This is a genomic window from Streptomyces sp. NPDC096205 (assembly GCF_044763135.1).
GTDB lineage: Bacteria > Actinomycetota > Actinomycetes > Streptomycetales > Streptomycetaceae > Streptomyces.
Genome location: NZ_JBIWFS010000006.1, coordinates 15,328 through 32,815, shown reverse-complemented (window position 1 = coordinate 32,815; position 17,488 = coordinate 15,328). Strand labels below are relative to the sequence as shown.

Annotated in this window: 18 protein-coding genes; 11 read left to right on the top strand and 7 right to left on the bottom strand. The window is 70.7% G+C overall.

Going from position 1 to position 17,488, the window contains the following annotated elements:
- Nucleotides 1–22 precede the first annotated feature (22 nt).
- The 5 genes from mshD (at nt 23) to ACIQ6Y_RS22265 (ending at nt 5,294) form a co-directional block, all read left to right on the top strand.
- A complete protein-coding gene (gene mshD / locus ACIQ6Y_RS22285; RefSeq protein ID WP_404041614.1) occupies nt 23–949 on the top strand; it encodes a mycothiol synthase in 927 nt (308 codons plus the stop codon).
- A gap of 265 nt (nt 950–1,214) precedes the next feature.
- Entirely contained in the window at nt 1,215–3,563 is a 2,349-nt protein-coding gene (locus ACIQ6Y_RS22280) for an RNA degradosome polyphosphate kinase (RefSeq protein ID WP_404041612.1), read from the top strand.
- Nucleotides 3,544–4,617, top strand: coding sequence for a CHAD domain-containing protein (locus ACIQ6Y_RS22275; protein WP_404041610.1), 1,074 nt, complete (start codon nt 3,544–3,546; stop codon nt 4,615–4,617). The genes ACIQ6Y_RS22280 and ACIQ6Y_RS22275 overlap by 20 nt, the downstream gene beginning before the upstream one ends.
- A gap of 30 nt (nt 4,618–4,647) precedes the next feature.
- Nucleotides 4,648–5,085, top strand: coding sequence for an NUDIX hydrolase (locus tag ACIQ6Y_RS22270; RefSeq protein ID WP_404041608.1), 438 nt, complete (start codon nt 4,648–4,650; stop codon nt 5,083–5,085).
- 32 nt (nt 5,086–5,117) lie between these two features.
- Nucleotides 5,118–5,294, top strand: coding sequence for a hypothetical protein (locus tag ACIQ6Y_RS22265; protein ID WP_404041607.1), 177 nt, complete (start codon nt 5,118–5,120; stop codon nt 5,292–5,294).
- 21 nt (nt 5,295–5,315) lie between these two features.
- Here the strand turns inward: ACIQ6Y_RS22265 and ACIQ6Y_RS22260 are convergent, their stop codons facing one another.
- Nucleotides 5,316–6,893 (bottom strand): FAD-binding oxidoreductase, encoded by a 1,578-nt coding sequence (locus tag ACIQ6Y_RS22260; RefSeq protein WP_404041605.1) that lies wholly within the window; start codon nt 6,891–6,893, stop codon nt 5,316–5,318.
- Nucleotides 6,894–7,235: 342 nt separating this feature from the next.
- Between ACIQ6Y_RS22260 and pstS the strand changes: the two genes are divergently transcribed.
- From pstS to pstB, 4 genes are all read left to right on the top strand, one after another.
- Complete coding sequence (pstS, locus tag ACIQ6Y_RS22255) at nt 7,236–8,360, top strand: phosphate ABC transporter substrate-binding protein PstS (RefSeq protein ID WP_404041604.1); 1,125 nt, start codon at nt 7,236–7,238, stop codon at nt 8,358–8,360.
- Between the two features lie 128 nt (nt 8,361–8,488).
- Nucleotides 8,489–9,496, top strand: a complete 1,008-nt coding sequence (gene pstC, locus ACIQ6Y_RS22250) for a phosphate ABC transporter permease subunit PstC (RefSeq protein ID WP_404041602.1) — start codon at nt 8,489–8,491, stop codon at nt 9,494–9,496.
- Nucleotides 9,493–10,554 carry a phosphate ABC transporter permease PstA gene (pstA, locus tag ACIQ6Y_RS22245; protein ID WP_404041601.1) on the top strand — a complete coding sequence of 354 codons (1,062 nt, stop codon included), beginning with the start codon at nt 9,493–9,495 and terminating at the stop codon, nt 10,552–10,554. The genes pstC and pstA overlap by 4 nt, the downstream gene beginning before the upstream one ends.
- A 47-nt stretch (nt 10,555–10,601) precedes the next feature.
- Complete coding sequence (gene pstB / locus ACIQ6Y_RS22240; RefSeq protein WP_404041599.1) at nt 10,602–11,378, top strand: phosphate ABC transporter ATP-binding protein PstB; 777 nt, start codon at nt 10,602–10,604, stop codon at nt 11,376–11,378.
- Nucleotides 11,379–11,959: 581 nt separating this feature from the next.
- Here pstB and ACIQ6Y_RS22235 read toward each other — a convergent pair.
- Together ACIQ6Y_RS22235 and ACIQ6Y_RS22230 are read right to left on the bottom strand one after the other, a co-directional pair.
- Nucleotides 11,960–12,958, bottom strand: coding sequence for an anion permease (locus ACIQ6Y_RS22235; RefSeq protein ID WP_404041597.1), 999 nt, complete (start codon nt 12,956–12,958; stop codon nt 11,960–11,962).
- 7 nt (nt 12,959–12,965) lie between these two features.
- Nucleotides 12,966–13,586, bottom strand: coding sequence for a DUF47 domain-containing protein (locus tag ACIQ6Y_RS22230; protein ID WP_399648038.1), 621 nt, complete (start codon nt 13,584–13,586; stop codon nt 12,966–12,968).
- A gap of 232 nt (nt 13,587–13,818) precedes the next feature.
- Here ACIQ6Y_RS22230 and ACIQ6Y_RS22225 point away from each other — a divergent pair, with 232 nt between their 5' ends.
- Nucleotides 13,819–14,166, top strand: a complete 348-nt coding sequence (locus ACIQ6Y_RS22225; RefSeq protein ID WP_404041595.1) for a metal-sensitive transcriptional regulator — start codon at nt 13,819–13,821, stop codon at nt 14,164–14,166.
- 30 nt (nt 14,167–14,196) lie between these two features.
- Here ACIQ6Y_RS22225 and ACIQ6Y_RS22220 read toward each other — a convergent pair whose 3' ends face one another.
- A complete protein-coding gene (locus ACIQ6Y_RS22220) occupies nt 14,197–14,376 on the bottom strand; it encodes a hypothetical protein (protein WP_404041593.1) in 180 nt (59 codons plus the stop codon).
- Between the two features lie 100 nt (nt 14,377–14,476).
- Nucleotides 14,477–15,301: a hypothetical protein gene (locus ACIQ6Y_RS22215; RefSeq protein WP_404041592.1), complete on the bottom strand. Its 825-nt coding sequence runs from the start codon at nt 15,299–15,301 to the stop codon at nt 14,477–14,479.
- A 145-nt stretch (nt 15,302–15,446) separates the two neighbouring features.
- Between ACIQ6Y_RS22215 and ACIQ6Y_RS22210 the strand changes: the two genes are divergently transcribed.
- On the top strand, nt 15,447–15,617 hold the full coding sequence (locus ACIQ6Y_RS22210; protein ID WP_404041590.1) for a hypothetical protein: 171 nt from the start codon (nt 15,447–15,449) through the stop codon (nt 15,615–15,617).
- Between the two features lie 28 nt (nt 15,618–15,645).
- On the opposite strand, the gene ACIQ6Y_RS22205 is transcribed toward ACIQ6Y_RS22210, so the two are convergent.
- Entirely contained in the window at nt 15,646–16,347 is a 702-nt protein-coding gene (locus tag ACIQ6Y_RS22205) for a phosphatase PAP2 family protein (RefSeq protein WP_404041588.1), read from the bottom strand.
- Between the two features lie 163 nt (nt 16,348–16,510).
- Nucleotides 16,511–17,455: an NlpC/P60 family protein gene (locus tag ACIQ6Y_RS22200; RefSeq protein ID WP_404041586.1), complete on the bottom strand. Its 945-nt coding sequence runs from the start codon at nt 17,453–17,455 to the stop codon at nt 16,511–16,513.
- Nucleotides 17,456–17,488: the final 33 nt, after the last annotated feature.

Genomic DNA, 17,488 nt, shown 5'->3' with positions numbered 1-17,488 from the left:
GCCGCCCTTTACCCTCGTAGGCATGACCAGCGACGACTTCGCACGGCCCGGCCGGCCCCGCTCCCTCGAGACCCGTCCCGCGCTCGACGCGGAGCAGACCGACGCCGTGCTCGACCTGCTCGCCGAGGCGGCCCGCAACGACGGCCAGCAGGCGGTGTCCGAACAGGGCAGGCTCCAGCTGCGCGGCGGGGAGCGCCCGGGCGTGTCCCATCTGCTGCTCAGCGTCGGCGACGAACTCGTCGGCTACGCCCAGCTGGAGGACACCGACCCCGTCGAGGCGCCGGCCGCCGAGCTGGTCGTCCACCCCGCGCACCGGGGCCACGGACACGGCCGCGCGCTGGGCTCGGCCCTGCTCGCCGCCTCCGGCAAGCGCCTGCGGGTGTGGGCCCACGGCGGGCATCCGGCCGCCCGCCACCTCGCCCAGGTGCTGGGGCTCACCCTCTTCCGCGAACTGCGTCAGATGCGCCGCCCGTTGGCCGGCCTGGAACTCCCCGAGCCCGTTCTGCCCGAGAATGTGACGGTACGTACGTTCGTGCCCGGCCAGGACGACGCCGCCTGGCTCGCCGTCAACGCGGCCGCCTTCGCGCACCACCCCGAGCAGGGCTCCCTCACCCAGCGCGACCTCGACGACCGCAAGGCCGAGCCCTGGTTCGACCCGGCCGGCTTCTTCCTCGCCTTCCAGGAGAGCCGGCTGGTCGGCTTCCACTGGACGAAGGTGCACGCGGAGGAGCAGCTCGGCGAGGTCTACGTCCTCGGCGTCTCACCGCAGGCACAGGGCCTGGGCCTGGGCAAGGCGCTCACCACGATCGGGCTGAACCACCTCGCCGCCCAGGGGCTGCCCACGGCCATGCTCTACGTCGACGCCGACAACAAGGCGGCGGTGGCCGTGTACGAGGGGCTGGGGTTCACGACCCACGAGGCCGACCTGATGTACCGCACGGAGACCTGAGGCCCGGTCGTTCGTTCCGCGGGGCGCGGCCCGCCTGCGGGCGTGGTCGCGCCCTGGATCGGGGGCCCGCCTATGGGCGTGGCCGCGCCCCTGATCGGGGCCCCGCCTATGGGCGTGGTCGCGCCCCTGATCGCCGTAATCGAATAGTCGTTCGACGGCGACCGGCGGCGAAACGATCCTCCGGTCGTCCGTGATCCGCCCCCCGCTATCCCGAACGCCATGTCTCCGTAACCACCGGTTCAGACACCCTTGCGACGCTCGGCCAATGAACCCCGCCGTGCCAGAGCCTTCGCCGCCTCCCGAGTGGGCCGCCCTCACGCTCCCGCCCGCGACTTCCGACGCGCCTGTCTCACTCCTGGCGCGGAAGAATGGGTCCATGAGCCAGCAGAACACCCAGGCCGAGGCCCAGGTCCAGCACGCGCAGCCCTCCGTCGGCTCCATCGCCGCCCACCGCCCGCACACCGTGGCGGCCGTGGTCTCCGATCTGGAACCCGACCTCGACGCGGACCTCGACGCCTACGAGGAAACGCAGGTGGACGGGGTCCAGCTCCCCCAGGGCCGCTTCCTGGACCGGGAGCGCAGCTGGCTCGCGTTCAACGAGCGCGTCCTGGAGCTCGCCGAGGACCCGGACACACCGCTGCTGGAGCGGGCCAACTTCCTGGCGATCTTCGCGAGCAACCTGGACGAGTTCTTCATGGTCCGGGTGGCCGGTCTGAAGCGCCGTATCGCCACCGGCGTCGCCACCCGCTCCGCCTCCGGACTGCAGCCCGGCCAGGTGCTGGAGATGATCTGGGCCCGCTCACGCGAGCTGATGGCCCGGCACGCCGCCTGCTTCCACGAGGACGTCGCCCCCGGGCTCGCGGAGGAGGGCATCCACCTGGTCCGCTGGAGCGAGCTGACCGAGAAGGAGCAGGCCCGGCTCTTCACGCTGTTCCGGCACCAGATCTTCCCCGTCCTCACGCCCCTCGCGGTCGACCCCGCGCACCCCTTCCCCTATATCTCCGGCCTGTCGCTGAACCTGGCCGTCGTCGTGCGCAACCCCGTCAGCGGCCACCGGCACTTCGCCCGGGTGAAGGTGCCGCCGCTGCTGTCGCGCTTCCTGGAGTCCAGCCCCGGCCGCTACGTCCCCATCGAGGACGTCATCGCCGCGCACCTGGAAGAGCTGTTCCCGGGCATGGAGGTGCTGGAGCACCACGCCTTCCGCATCACCCGCAACGAGGACCTGGAGGTCGAGGAGGACGACGCCGAGAACCTCCTCCAGGCCCTGGAGAAGGAGCTCATGCGGCGCCGCTTCGGCCCGCCGGTGCGCCTGGAGGTCGAGGAGTCCATCGACCGCGAGGTCCTCGACCTGCTGGTGCGCGAGCTGAAGATCACCGAGGCGGAGGTCTACCCGCTGCCCGGCCCGCTCGACCTGACCGGCCTGTTCCGCATCCACGGCCTGGACCGGCCCGAGCTGAAGTACCCCAAGTTCGTCGCGGGCACCCACCGCGACCTCGCCGAGGTCGAGTCGGCCTCCCCGCCGGACATCTTCGCCGCGCTGCGCAGCCGTGACGTGCTGCTGCACCACCCGTACGACTCGTTCTCCACGTCGGTGCAGAGGTTTCTGGAGCAGGCCGCCGAGGACCCGGACGTGCTGGCGATCAAGCAGACCCTGTACCGCACCTCGGGCGACTCCCCGATAGTCAACGCGCTCATCGACGCCGCCGAGGCCGGCAAGCAGGTCCTCGTCCTGGTCGAGATCAAGGCCCGCTTCGACGAGCACGCCAACATCAAGTGGGCGCGCAAGCTGGAGGAGGCCGGCTGCCATGTGGTCTACGGCCTGGTCGGCCTGAAGACCCACTGCAAGCTGTCGCTGGTGGTCCGCCAGGAGGGCGACACCCTGCGCCGCTACAGCCACGTCGGCACCGGCAACTACCACCCCAAGACGGCCCGCCTGTACGAGGACCTCGGCCTGCTGACGGCCGACCCGCAGGTCGGCGCCGACCTCTCGGACCTCTTCAACCGGCTGTCCGGCTACTCCCGCCGCGAGACCTACCGACGGCTCCTCGTCGCGCCCAAGTCGCTGCGCGACGGCCTGGTCTCGCGGATCGACAAGGAGGTCCAGCACCACAAGGCCGGGCGTCCCGCGTACGTCCGTATCAAGGTCAACTCGATGGTCGACGAGGCGGTCATCGACGCCTGCTACCGCGCGTCCCAGGCGGGCGTGCCGGTCGATGTGTGGGTGCGCGGCATCTGCGCGCTGCGCCCCGGGGTGGCGGGCCTGTCGGAGAACATCCGGGTCCGCTCGGTCCTCGGCCGCTTCCTGGAGCACTCCCGGGTCTTCGCCTTCGGCAACGGCGGCGAGCCCGAGGTGTGGATCGGCAGCGCCGACATGATGCACCGCAACCTCGACCGCCGTATAGAGGCGCTGGTCCGGGTCGTCGACCCCAGCCACCGCGCCTCCCTCAACCGGCTGCTGGAGTCCGGCATGTCCAGCGCCACGGCCTCCTGGCACCTGGGGGCGGACGGCGAGTGGACCCGGCACGCGGTCGACGCGGAGGGCCAGCCCCTGAGGAACATCCAGGAGATGCTCATAGACGCCCGGAGGCGCCGGCGTGGCACAGCAACACCTTGAACCGACGGACCCGCTGGCCCGCCCGGTGACCGGAGAGGCCCTCGCGGGCTATCTCCGGGCCCAGGCCACGGAGTTCCTGCGCGCGCTGCGCCAGCACCGGGAGACCGGGGCGGGTGGGGGCGCCCCGGCGCGAGCCCGGTCGGGTGTGGGGGACAGCGGTTCGCCGGAGTCCGTCGGAGCGGCGCGCGCCCTGCGCCGCTCGGCCCGCCGCATCAGCGGCAGCCTGCACACCTACCGTCCCCTCCTGGAGGCCGACTGGTCGGAGGGCATGCGTCCCGAACTCGCCTGGCTGTCCGGCACCCTGGCGCTGGAGCACGCCTGCTCGGCCCGCCTGGAGCGGCTGCTGGCCGCGCTGCACCGGCTGTCGGGCTCGGGGGCGCTGCCTGCCCAGCCCGGCCTGCCCGGCGGCGCCCCGCCCGCGCCCGAGCGCGGCAACCTCACCGTGGGCGCGGCCAAGGCGGGCGCCCTGCTCGACCGGCAGCTCACCCTCGCCCGCACCCGGGCCCACTCCAGCGCCCTGCAGGCGCTGGGCAGCAGCCGCTTCCACGCGGTCGCCGACAAGGTCGCCTTACTGGCCAGCGAGGTGCCGCTCACCCCGGCCGCCGCCGACACCGACCTGCGGGCGCTCGCCGCGGCGGCCGAGGAGCGGCTCACGGACGCGGTCGCCGCGCTGCCGCTGGTCACCGCGGGCAGCCCGTACAACGCGGAGGCCCTGGTGCACGGCCTGTCCCCGGACCCGGCCCCGCACCCCCAGGACGCCCCCTGGCACCAGGTCCGCCTGCTGCTGCGCCTGCACCGGTACGCCCGTGAGGTGCTGGAGGGCCAGGACGCGCCGGTGGACGTACGCCTGCTCGCCGCCGGGCAGGCCCTGAACCGCCACCGGGACGCCGCGGAGGCGGCCGCGGCCGCGGCGCAGGCCGCCCGCACCCCGCGGATCGCCCCGGCGACGGCGTACGCCCTGGGCGTGCTGCACGCCGATCAGCGGCACGAGGTGGAGGCGGCACGGTTCGCCTTCCAGCAGTCCTGGCAGAAACAGACGGTGGCGGCGCCCTGAGGCGCGCGTACGGAAGGCGGTGACGGGCAGGTGTCCACCCCGGAAGAGAACTCCGTTGTCCTGGCGGCCGGTTGCGTCCTGTGGCGGCGCTCCCCGGCCGACGGGGAGCTGGAGGTCTGTCTGGTGCACCGCCCCAAGTACGACGACTGGTCGCACCCCAAGGGCAAGCTCAAGCGCGGCGAGGACGCCCTCACTGGCGCGCTGCGCGAGGTGGTGGAGGAGACGGGCTGCACGGCCCGCCCCGGCGCGGAACTGGCCACGCTGCACTACCTGGCCAACGGCCGTCCCAAGCAGGTCCGTTACTGGGCGGCCGAGGCCACGGGCGGCGGCTTCGTCCCCGGCACGGAGGTCGACCGCGTCCTCTGGCTCCGCCCGGACGCGGCCCGCCTGCGGCTGACCCAGCCGCGCGACCGGGAGCTGGTGACCGAGCTGCTGCGGTCACTCGAACATGTGTGGCGGAAGGCTTAACGCCGCTGAAACGATCACTTCGCGACCGCGACATGGACTGCAAGCACGACGCGGACCTCATCCGCGTCTGGTCGGCCGCCGAGGCCCGCTACGAGCGCATGGCGATGGCGGAGCACAAGACCGATCTCGCGGCGGAGACCGCTCGGAAGAACCGGATGGTCACCCGGGCTCTGGAGATCATCGCCGCCACCGAGGGCGCGGATCACTAGGGCCTGCTGAGAGGTCCCGGCCTACAGCGCCTGCGGGTAGGTGAACACCCGCTCCGGGTCGTACTGCTTCTTCAGCTGCGCCAGGCGCGGCGCCGCGTCCCCGTAGTACGCCTTGCGCCAGTTGGTCAGGGTCGGGTCGGTGTAGTTCTGGTACGCGGCGCCCGAGGCGTAGGGGCGCATCGCGTGGTGGGCCTCGGTGAGCCAGGACTGGGCCGTGCTGCCGGAGGTGCCGGCGCGCCAGGCGCCGATGTACTGGGCCAGCATCCGGGAGCGGCGGTGCACGAAGGCCGTCGCCGTCGGGGAGACCCGGTTGACCGCCCCGCCCAGCGCGGTCAGGGCGATGCTGCCGGTGCCGCCCCGCACCGAGCGGATCTGCGACAGCAGCGTGCGGATGCCGGCCGCGGAGAGGGAGCGGTCGAAGAAGTCCGAGCGGGCGGCGTACGTCTCACGGCCCAGCGCTCCCCGCGGGGAGCGGCCCGGCGTCGAGCCCGGCAGATGGCACTGGGCGTCGGTCGCGAAGGACGAGCAGCCCGCGTACACCTCCATCGCCTCCTCGTACGAGCGGCGGCGCAGCGACACGCTGGTCGCCGAGGCGCCGATGCGGTCGGCCAGGCGGTCCACCGCGTTCTGCAGCTCGCCGTAGGTGCCGAGGGAGAACGCCGCGACGGAGACCGTCGGGGTGCCGCCGGCCGCGTTCGCCAGGTGCAGCGACGACCAGATCTCGTCGGGCTGGCTCGGCCCCCACTCCTGCCAGGCCTTCACCACCGCGGCCGCCTTCGACCACGGCCAGCTCATGTACGCCGACACCGCCTGCGGGGCCGGGTGGGTGCGGAAGCGCAGCTCGGTGACGACGCCGAAGTTGCCGTTGCCCGCGCCGCGCAGCGCCCAGAAGAGGTCCTTGTTGTCGCGGGCGTTCGCGACGAGCTGCCGGCCGTCGGCGGTGACCAGGGTGGCCTGGGTGAGGCTGTCGCAGGTCAGCCCGTACGCCCGGGAGACCACGCCGTGTCCGCCGCCCAGCACCAGCCCGGAGACGCCGACCGTCGGGCAGGAGCCCGCCGGGATCGTCGTACCGCGCGCGGCCAGCGCCCGGTAGACGTCGATCAGCTTCGCGCCGGCCCCGACCACCGCCTCCCCGCCGCTCGCGCGTACCCGGCTCAGCTTGGAGACGTCGATGATCAGCCGCCCGTTGCCGGAGGACCAGCCCGCGTAGGAGTGGCCGCCGTTGCGGATCGCCACGCGCAGGTCATGGGCCTTGGCGTACGACAGGACGGTGCGGATGTCGGCCGTGTGGGCGACGTAGGCGACCGCGGCGGGCTTCAGCCCGTCGAAGCGGGTGTTGTACAGCTGCCGGGCCGCCGCCCAGGAGGCGTCACCGGGGCGGATCAGCGAGCCGTCGAGGTCGCGGGCCAGTGCGGCCCAGCCGGCCGCGGCCGCAGAGGCGCCGGTCGCCGTCATCGCCGTACTCGACGACAGCAGCGTAGGAGAGGCAGAGGCGGACGTGCCGCCCGGGCGGGCCGTGCCGGTGCCGCCGGTGCAGGCGGCCGACGTGGCCGCCGCGAGGGCGGCGACGCCTCCTGAGATGAACGTACGCCGTTCCATGTCCGCCTCCGTGTCGCTCCGGTCCCTGTGGAACGAGACGGGCCCGCGGGGCGCCGGGTTCCCGCCCGGACGTCGCGCTTGCGCCGCGCTGTGGAAGGAGCCGCCGGTGCGGTGGGACCGACTTGCTCCGGTACCTCCACGTGCCCTCCCTGTGAGCATTCCGTGACCTAACCGCACCGACCGCAGGGGTTCACCCCCCGTTCACTTCCGGCCATCGGCGGCTTCACCTGTTCTGCCTAATTTCGGCCTTACCCGGTGAGGGCGCGCCCAGTGCCGCTCACGCCGCTCAGACTTCGCACGCCGCCGATTCAGGACGGCGGCTCCTGGAAGGAATTCCCGAAAGTGAAGCTTCAGCGCATGAACCGGCGGGCCCTCACCCTCGGTGCTCTCGCGGTCTCCGGCGCCCTGGCCCTCACGGCGTGCGGCTCCGACGACACCGGCGACAAGAGCGGCGGTGGCAACGCCACCACGAGCGCCGCCGGTGACATCAAGTGTGACGACGCCAAGGGCCAGCTGCTGGCCGACGGCTCGTCCGCGCAGAAGAACGCGATCGACGCGTGGGTGAAGAACTTCACCCAGGCCTGCAACGGCGTGCAGATCAACTACAAGGGCGGCGGCTCCGGCGCGGGCGTGACCGCGTTCACCCAGGGCCAGGTCGCCTTCGCCGGCTCGGACTCCGCGCTGAAGCCCGAGGAGATCACCGCCTCCAAGCAGGTCTGCAAGGGCGGCCAGGGCGTCGACCTGCCCATGGTCGGTGGCCCGATCGCGATCTCCTACAACATCCCGGGCGTCGACAACCTCGTCCTGGACGCGCCGACCCTGGCGAAGATCTTCGACAGCAAGATCACCAACTGGAACGACAAGGCCATCAAGGCGCTCAACCCCGACGCCAAGCTGCCCGACCTGAAGATCCAGGCGTTCCACCGCGCCGAGGACTCCGGCACCACGGACAACTTCACCAAGTACCTCATCGCCACCACCCCCGAGAACTGGAAGTACGACGGCGGCAAGGCCTGGCAGGCCAAGGGCGGCCAGGCGGCCTCCGGCTCCGCGGGCGTGGCCCAGCAGGTGAAGCAGAACTCCGGCGCGATCGGCTACATGGAGCTCTCCTACGCCAAGGAGATGTCCACCGTCGCCCTCGACACGGGTGCCGCCGCGCCGGTCAAGGCCTCCACCGACAGCGCCACCAAGGCCATCGCGGACGCCAAGGTCGTCGGCACGGGCAAGGACCTCGCCCTGGAGCTGAACTACAAGACCAAGGCCGAGGGCGCCTACCCGATCACCCTCGTCACCTACGAGATCGTCTGCGACAAGGGCAACAAGGCGGACACCCTGCCCGCCACCAAGGCCTTCCTGCGCTACCTCGCCAGCGAGGACGGCCAGAAGGTCCTCGTCGACAACGACTACGCGCCGATCCCGGCCGAGATCATCGCCAAGGTCCGCACGACCATCGAAGAGCTGAGCTGACCCCGGTGCGGTCCGGCCCCCACCCGGGACCGGACCGCACCGTCCGGTGCACCGCCGCCCGGGGCCGCACATCGCGTACGGCCCCACGAGCCGCCCTTCACGGACGGCTCCGCAGACCGGAGAACCCGATGGACACCACCACGCAGAACACCTACGTTCCTCCCCCCTCCCCACAGCCGAGCCCGGTCGAGCAGAAGCGCAACGCGCGCGGCGCCACCCGCCCCGGAGACCGCATCTTCCTCGGTTTCTCCCGCGGCTCCGGCATCCTGCTGCTCGCGATCATGGCCGCGATCGCGGTCTTCCTCACCTACCGGGCGTTCCTCGCCATCGGTGAGGACGAGGGCAACTTCCTGACCACCTTCGAGTGGAACACCAACCTCCAGCCGCCCGTCTTCGGCATCGCCGTCCTGGCCTTCGGCACGATCGTCTCCTCGGTCATCGCCATGGTCATCGCGGTCCCGGTCGCCGTCGCCATCGCGCTGTTCCTCACCCACTACGCCCCCCGCCGGCTCAGCGGTCCCATCGCCTACGTGGTCGACCTGCTCGCCGCCGTGCCGTCCATCGTGTACGGCCTGTGGGGCGCCCTGGTCCTCGTCCCGCACATGAACGGCCTGTACGGCTGGCTGGACGACTACCTCGGCTGGACCGGCGTCTTCGAGTGGCAGGGCGGCGCGCCCCGCTCGATGCTCACCGTCGGCATCCTGCTCGCGATCATGATCCTGCCGATCATCACCAACGTGAGCCGTGAGGTCTTCCGGCAGGTCCCGCAGATGCACGAGGAGGCCGCGCTGGCCCTCGGCGCCACGCGCTGGGAGGTCATCCGCATGGCCGTCCTGCCCTTCGGCCGCTCCGGCGTGATCTCCGCCTCGATGCTCGGCCTCGGCCGCGCGCTCGGCGAGACCATGGCCGTCGCCACCGTGCTCTCCCCGAGCTTCACCATCGAGACCAGCCTGCTGAACCCGGGCGGCGGCACCTTCGCCCAGAACATCGCCGGCAAGTTCAACGAGGCGACGCCCTTCGGGCGTGACGCGCTCATCGCCTCCGGTCTGGTGCTGTTCGTCATCACCCTGCTGGTCAACGGCGCGGCCCGCGCGATCATCGCCCGCCGCAAGGAGTACTCGGGGGCCAACGCATGAGCCACGCAGCCGTCGCAACCGACAAGCGCCCCAGCACCCTGCGCGGCGCCAGCCTGCCCAAGTGGTCCCCCTGGGGCATCGCCGTGGGCTCCGTGGCCGTCGCCGTGGGCATCGGCCTCGGCGCCGGCCTGGACAGCCGTATCCAGTGGGGCCTGATCGCCGCAACTCTCTTCGTCCTCGGTACGTTCGCCATCGCCGCGCGCGTCGAGGGCAAGCGGCAGGCCAAGGACCGCGTCGCCACGTCCGTGGTGTGGGTCGCCTTCCTGCTCGCGATCGTGCCGCTCGCGTCGCTGATCTGGGCGACCGTCGAGCGCGGCATCAAGGTCCTCGACGTCTACTTCCTGACCCACTCCATGGGTGTGGTCGCCGACTCCGAGGTGGGCGGCGGTATCTACCACGCCATCCTCGGCAGCCTGGAGCAGGTGGGTCTCGCCACCGCGATCGGCGCGCCGATCGGTGTGCTCACCGCGATCTACCTGGTCGAGTACGGGCGGGGCAACCTGGCCCGGTCCATCACCTTCTTCGTCGACGTGATGACCGGCATCCCGTCGATCGTCGCCGGTCTGTTCATCCTCAGCCTGATGCTGATGTGGGACATGCAGCCCTTCGGCTTCGCCGGCTCGCTCGCCCTGGCCATCCTGATGATGCCGGTGGTGGTGCGCTCCACCGAGGAGATGCTCAAGCTCGTCCCGAACGAGCTGCGGGAGGCGTCCCTGGCGCTGGGCGTGCCGAAGTGGCGGACGATCCTGAAGGTGGTGCTGCCGACCGCGATCGGCGGTATCACGACCGGCATCATGCTCGCCGTCGCGCGTATCGCCGGTGAGACCGCGCCGGTGCTGCTGCTGGTGTTCGGCAACCCGTTCATCAACGCCAACCCCTTCGAGGGCGCGCAGGCGTCGCTGCCGCTGTACATCTACCAGCAGTATCAGCAGAGCCAGTCCTCCGCGGCGTACGACCGTGCGTGGGCGGCGTCTCTGACGCTGATCGCGTTCGTGATGATCCTCAACCTGGTGGCCCGCGGGATCGCCCGCTGGAAGGCCCCTCAGACCGGTCGCTGACGCGGCCAATCGGCGACTGAGCAAGACTTATCGGAAGTGAAGTAGACATGGCCAAGCGAATCGACGTAAGCGGACTGACCGCCTACTACGGGTCCCACAAGGCGATCGAGGACATCTCGATGACGGTCGAGCCCCGCTCGGTGACGGCCTTCATCGGCCCGTCCGGGTGCGGTAAGTCGACGTTCCTGCGCACGCTGAACCGGATGCACGAGGTCACGGCCGGCGGGCGGGTCGAGGGCAAGGTGCTGCTGGACGACGAGGACCTGTACGGGGCGGGGATCGACCCGGTGTCCGTGCGGCGTGAGGTCGGCATGGTGTTCCAGCGGCCGAACCCGTTCCCGACGATGTCGATCTTCGACAATGTGGCGGCGGGGCTGCGGCTGAACGGCAACTACAAGAAGAGCGAGCTCAGCGACATCGTGGAGAAGTCGCTGAAGGGCGCGAACCTCTGGAACGAGGTGAAGGACCGGCTCAACAAGCCGGGGTCCGGTCTCTCGGGTGGTCAGCAGCAGCGGCTGTGCATCGCTCGGGCGATCGCTGTCGAGCCGAACGTGCTGCTGATGGACGAGCCGTGCTCGGCGCTGGACCCGATCTCGACGCTGGCGATCGAGGACCTCATCGGTGAGCTGAAGGAGCGCTTCACGATCGTCATCGTGACGCACAACATGCAGCAGGCGGCGCGTGTCTCCGACCGGACGGCGTTCTTCAACCTCGCGGCCGTGGGGCAGCCGGGGCGGCTGATCGAGATCGACGACACCGAGCGGATCTTCTCCAACCCGTCCGTCCAGGCGACCGAGGACTACATCTCCGGCCGCTTCGGCTGAGCCGTCGCTCCCCTGAACCCCTCGCGGTGCTGCATGGCGGTGCCACCGCGAGGCAGAAGAGGGCCCGCTCCCCGGCTCCCGGGGGGCGGGCCCGTTCTCGTTCCCTGCGCCGGATGCCTGCGGCGGCCTGTTCCTGTCCGGTGGGGCTTGCGGTAGCGCACCCGGTGTGTGGGTGGGACGGGGCCGGGCCGGGGGGTTGTCCGTCCTCGGTCCGGCGATCTGCTCGGCTACGGGGGTCGAACCCCGTTTCCGCCGGCCGCTGCGGGCGGACAACCCCCCGTCCCGTCCCCTCCCCGCCGTACGCGACTGGCCCACGCCGACCGTTCGTATGCCGTCCCGCCGTACGCGGCCGCGGCCGGTATCGCCCCCGGCCGCGTCGTCCTCCGGTCGTGGTTGCTTGCGGTTGTACGGGGCTGACGGTCGTGCCCTTAGGGGCGCGGGGAACTGCGCGACCAGCCCACGGCGGCCCGCAGGTGCATACGGCGCGAAGGGCCCCGTCCTTTAGGGGCGCGGGGAACTGCGCGACCAGCCCACGACGGCCCGCAGTCGCGTACGGCGGGAAGGGGACGGGTGGGACGGCGCTACAGGAACGCCAGATGCACCAGGCCGAAGGCGCAGGCCGCGACGGCGGCTGCCGCCGGCATGGTGATGAACCAGCCCAGGACGATGTTCTTGGCCACGCCCCAGCGGACGGCGTTCACGCGCTTGGTGGCGCCGACGCCCATGATCGCGGAGGTGATGACATGGGTCGTGGAGATGGGCGCCTTGAAGAGGAAGGCCGTGGTGAACATGATCGACGCACCCGTGGTCTCCGCGGCGAACCCCTGCGGAGGATCGAGCTCGATGATCTTGCGCCCCAGCGTACGCATGATGCGCCAGCCGCCGGCGTACGTGCCGAGGGACAGCATCACGGCGCAGGCGATCTTGACCCAGACCGGGATCGGGTCGTCGGCGCCCTGGACGTCCGCGATGACGAGGGCCATCACGACGATGCCCATCGTCTTCTGGGCGTCCTGGAGGCCATGGCCGAGCGCCATGCCCGCCGCCGAGACGGTCTGGGCGATGCGGAAGCCGCGCTTGGCCTTGTGCGGGTTGGACCTGCGGAAGAGCCACATGATCGCGGTCATGACCAGGTAACCGGCGACGAGGCCGACCACGGGCGACACGAACATGGGGATGACGACCTTCTCCAGGACGCCCGACCAGATGACGTCCGTGCCGCCCGCGAGCGCCGCGCCCACCATGCCGCCGAACAGCGCGTGCGAGGAGGACGAGGGAAGACCGAAGTACCAGGTGACGAGGTTCCAGACGATCGCGCCGACGAGCGCGGCGAAGAGGATGCCCATCCCCTTGTCGCCCGTGGGTGTCTCGATCAGGCCCTTGCTGACGGTGTGCGCGACCCCTTGGCCGAGGAAGGCGCCCGCGAGGTTCATCACCGCGGCCATCGCGAGCGCCGCACGGGGCGTGAGGGCCCGGGTCGACACGGAGGTGGCGATGGCGTTGGCGGAGTCGTGGAAGCCGTTGGTGTACGTGAAACCGAGTGCGACCGCGATGGTCACGACAAGCGCGAAGGTGTCCATGGACGGGTCAGGACTCCTTGACCGCGATGGTCTCCACCGTGTTGGCCACGTGCTCGAACGCGTCGGCGGCCTCTTCGAGGACGTCCACGATCTGCTTGAGCTTCAGGACCTCGATGGCGTCGTACTTGCCGTTGAAGAGGTGGGCGAGGAGCTTGCGGTGGATCTGGTCGGCCTGGTTCTCCAGCCGGTTGACCTCGATCCAGTACTCCGTGAGGTTGTCCATCGTGCGCAGGTTGGGCATGGCCTCGGCGGTCAGCTCCGCCGCGCGCGAGAGGACCTCGATCTGCTGCTCGACGCCCTTGGGCAGCTCCTCGACGTTGTAGAGGACGACCAGGTCGACGGCCTCTTCCATGAAGTCCATGATGTCGTCGAGGGAGGACGCGAGGGAGTAGATGTCCTCGCGGTCGAAGGGCGTGATGAACGAGGAGTTCAGCTGGTGGAAGATCGCGTGCGTGGCGTCGTCACCGGCGTGTTCCGCGGCCCGCATACGCTCTGCGATCTCGGCCCGGGCGGAGGTGTCCGCCCCGAGCAGTTCCATGAGGAGCTTCGAGCCCGTGACGATGTTGTCCGCGGAGGCGGCGAACATGTCGTAGAAGCTCGTCTCCCTGGGGGTCAGACGAAAGCGCACGTTGGGGTCCTCGGGGTGCTTCGGTTTCGGTCAGGCTGATGCTAGGCGCAACATTCGGCCACGGCTAACGGGCCGTCCCCCAGTGTCGCCCATCAGGCAGAGTTATCGGCAGGCGGGCGGGGCAAGCCGTGGACAACGTGGTGTCGGACACAGGGCCCTCATACCCGCGAAATTCGGTACCATATACCCGCAGGGGGTATATGACCAAGCTCGTCTTGATTGGGAGGCCGTGATGACGACCACCGAGGCCGGCGCCGAGGCGTCCGCCGAGGCCGTGGGGACCGACCACGACCATGGAGTGCACGGGTACCACAAGCAGAAGGACGAGCACCTCAAGCGGCTGCGGCGGATCGAGGGCCAGATCCGCGGCCTGCAGCGCATGGTCGACGAGGACGTCTACTGCATCGACATACTCACGCAGGTGTCCGCCTCCACCAAAGCACTGCAGTCCTTCGCGCTGCAGCTGCTCGACGAACACCTGCGGCACTGCGTGGCCGACGCGGCCCTCAAGGGCGGCGACGAGATCGACGCGAAGGTGGAGGAGGCCACCAAGGCGATCGGGCGGATGCTGCGCACCTGAGCCGGTGGGTCTCGCGGCGGGCGGCGCTTTTCAGCCGTCCGCCGTCGCCTCTCTCTCCTCGGCGACCCTGAGCACCTCGTCGATGCAGTCCAGGCTGAGCCGCTCCACATCGGCCGCCGAGGCCGCGATGATCAGTTCCCCGCACAGTTCGATCTCGGCGAGGGCCACGTGGTCCTGCACCGCCGTACCGCCGACCGGAGCCACGCGCATCACCTCTTCTCCGCCGTCACCGGCTTCCTAGAGTAGGGAGCGGCCTACGCACCGCGCATGGCACGGACGGGCTAGTTCTCATACAAGCGGGGCCGCGCTCTCACTCCTCCGCGATCCGGCCCGCGTAGATGTCCTCCTGGGCCGGGAGACGGACCTGTGCCGGGGTGCCGAAGTCGTACAGCAGGGTTGTCGAGGCCACCGCCACTGTCGCCTGGTGGCGGCCGTTGACGAAGCTGAAGCGGTGCCGGATCTTGCGGATGCGGCCCTGTTCGTCGAGGAACACGTCGAACGGCACCACAGCCGTGGCGAACCCTTTCGCCGCTGCCGCGAGGGAGTCCCGCGTGCCCCCGGAGGCACCCCGCGCCGCCGCCGACAGGTCGGCCGTGCCCCGGTAGTGCCACACCTCGGTGCCCGCGAGGTCGGTCGTGCCGACGAACGTCGCCGAGCGGGTGCCGCGCAGCACCTCGGCCGCCGCGAACGGGTCGGTGGCCCCGCCGGTGACCAGATTCCCGTCGGACAGCGTCGCCGTCTCCACCCGCACCCACTTGTCGGACGGCACGCCCGCGCCCCGGTTCTTCATGAACAGCGCGCCCGGCGCGAGGAGTTCGGTGATGGGCCGGTGCGCGACCCGGCCGGCCGGGTCCTGCGGCAGCAGCACCCGAAGTCTGCCGAGTTGCCGGGTGTAGTCGTAGACGCCCTCGCCGCGGATGGTGACCCGGGTACCGCCGGTCGCCATCTCCATCGACGTACGCGCCTTGGAGCTCTTCGCGTCCACCAGCGCGTCGGCGGCCTCGTGCAGGGTGTGCACCGGGTCCTCGGCGGCCGAACCGCGGCTCCCGCATCCGGAGGTGCCGAGACAGACACAGGCCATGAGCCCCGCCGCCACGACCGTCCCGCCCGCCCTGCCGTGCTGCCGCTCCGCCATCGCCTGCCTACCCCAAGCCGTGGTCCGTCAAGGGCCGCCTCTCGTGACGGTTAACGACGGGTAGGGAGTGCCGTCACGCGGTCCGCCGCGGGAGCCGGAGATGCGGGAGACCCACTCTTCACCCGGCCTGGGTAACGTGGTCGATGTGACGCAGCAGGAGCGCTTCGCGCCCACTCAGGACCCCGTCGAGCACCGTACGACCACCGTCGAACAAGGGCCCTTCTGTGTGGCCCGCTGCAGCTGCGGCTGGCGCGGCCCGGCCCGCCGGGCGCGGAGTCTGGCCCGTACGGACGCGGCCAGGCATCAGGAAGGGTGAACGCCCGAGGCCGCTCCGGCACCGGGCGTCAGGCCGCGAGGTCCCGCTCGGTGCCGGAGGCGGGCTCCGTGCGGGTGCCCGGGAGCACGGCGCCCTTCTGGGACGATCTGCTGCGGATCAGCCACCCGGCCCGCGGGGAGCGCCCGATCGCCCGGGTCAGCGGGGTGAGCAGGGCCATGGCGAGGGGCGACAGCAGCAGGGCCACCGCGGTGCCGAGGGCGAAGCCGCCGATGACGTCGGTCGGGTAGTGCACGCCCATGTACACCCGGCAGAAGCCCTCCAGCAGGGCGAGCCCTATGCCGACGAGCCCGAAGCGGCGGTTGGCGACGAACAGGGCGACCGCCATGGCCATGGTGAGCGTGGCGTGGTCGCTGACGAAGGAGAAGTCGTCCTTGCCGGACACCAGGACCTCCAGGCCCTGGTGGTCGCGGAACGGGCGGGGCCGCTCGACGAAGCCTCTTATCGGTACGTTGACCAGGACGGCGATCCCGGCCGCGAGCGGCGCCCACAGCAGCGCGGCCGCGGAGGAGGCGGCCTCGTCTGCGTCGGCGCGGCGGCGCCCGGTCCACCAGCACCACAGCACGAGCAGCACCATGGCGAACAGCAGCCCGTACTCACCGACGTACTCCATGACCGTGTCGAACCAGTGCGGTGCGTCCTTGGCCAGGCCGTTGATGTCGTAGAGCAGCTCGACGTCGGGGTTCGACCCGGATTGCGCGAGTCCAGCCATGGTGCAGCGGCCCCTTCGTCGTACTGGCGTCTGGATCTGTCAACAGGAACGCACGGCTCCCACTGGTTCGTTCCACACTCCACTGAATGATCACGCAGACGTTATCGAAGAGAGACCCATAGCCGCAGCTCAGGGGAGGGATTCACCCTCGGTTCGCCCTGTTTCAGACACCCGTCGGCAACGCTTTCGCGCCATCCGCCGTGACCCGCGTCGCACCGAAGTACTTCGCGGTGTCGATCGGGTCGAACCGGATCACGGCCCCCGTGCGCGGCGCGTCGATCATGTACCCGCCGCCGACGTAGATCCCCACGTGATCGATGGCCCGCGAGTTGTACGGATCGGTCGAGAAGAACACCAGGTCACCGGGCAGCAACTCGTCCCGCCCCGGATGCGGCCCCGCGTTGTACTGATCATTGGCCACCCGCGGCAACGTGATCCCCACACTCTCGTACGCCGCCTTCGTCAGCCCCGAACAGTCGAACCGACCCCCCTGCTCGGGCGTCCCGTTCCCACCCCACAGATAGGGCGTCCCGAGCTTGCTCTGCGCGAAGTGAATGGCCCCGGCGGCTTGCTGGGAGGGAGCGACTCGGGTGGTGGGGGCGGCGAAGCTCTTCTCGAGCGTGCGGATCCTCTCCACGTAGTTCTGCGTCTCCGTGATGGCGGGAACACCGCCCGCCTTTATGACGCGGTACGCCCCCGCGTTGTAGGCGGCCAGCATGTTGTTGGTGGTGTCGCCCGGAACGTCCTTGACGTACTTCGCGAGTTCACAGTCGTACGACGCGGCCGAGGGGATCGCGTCCTTCGGGTCCCAGATGTCACGGTCGCCGTCGCCGTCACCGTCGATGCCGTGCGTGGCCCAGGTGCTGGGGATGAACTGCGCGATGCCGCGGGCGTCGGCGTGGCTCACGACACGCGGGTTCCACCCGCTCTCCTGGTACAACTGCGCCGCCAGCAGGGCGGGACTGAGGGCGGGACACAGATTGCCCCAGCGCTGAACCAGCGTCTGGTAGGCGCCGGGTACCGAACCCTCAGCAAGCCTCCTGCTGGCGCCGTTCACGCCGTTGAGGAGGTTTCCCGCGATGATGTAGACGCCGACGACGAGCAGCATGACAAAGCTGAGTCCGACTGCCGTGACGGCCGC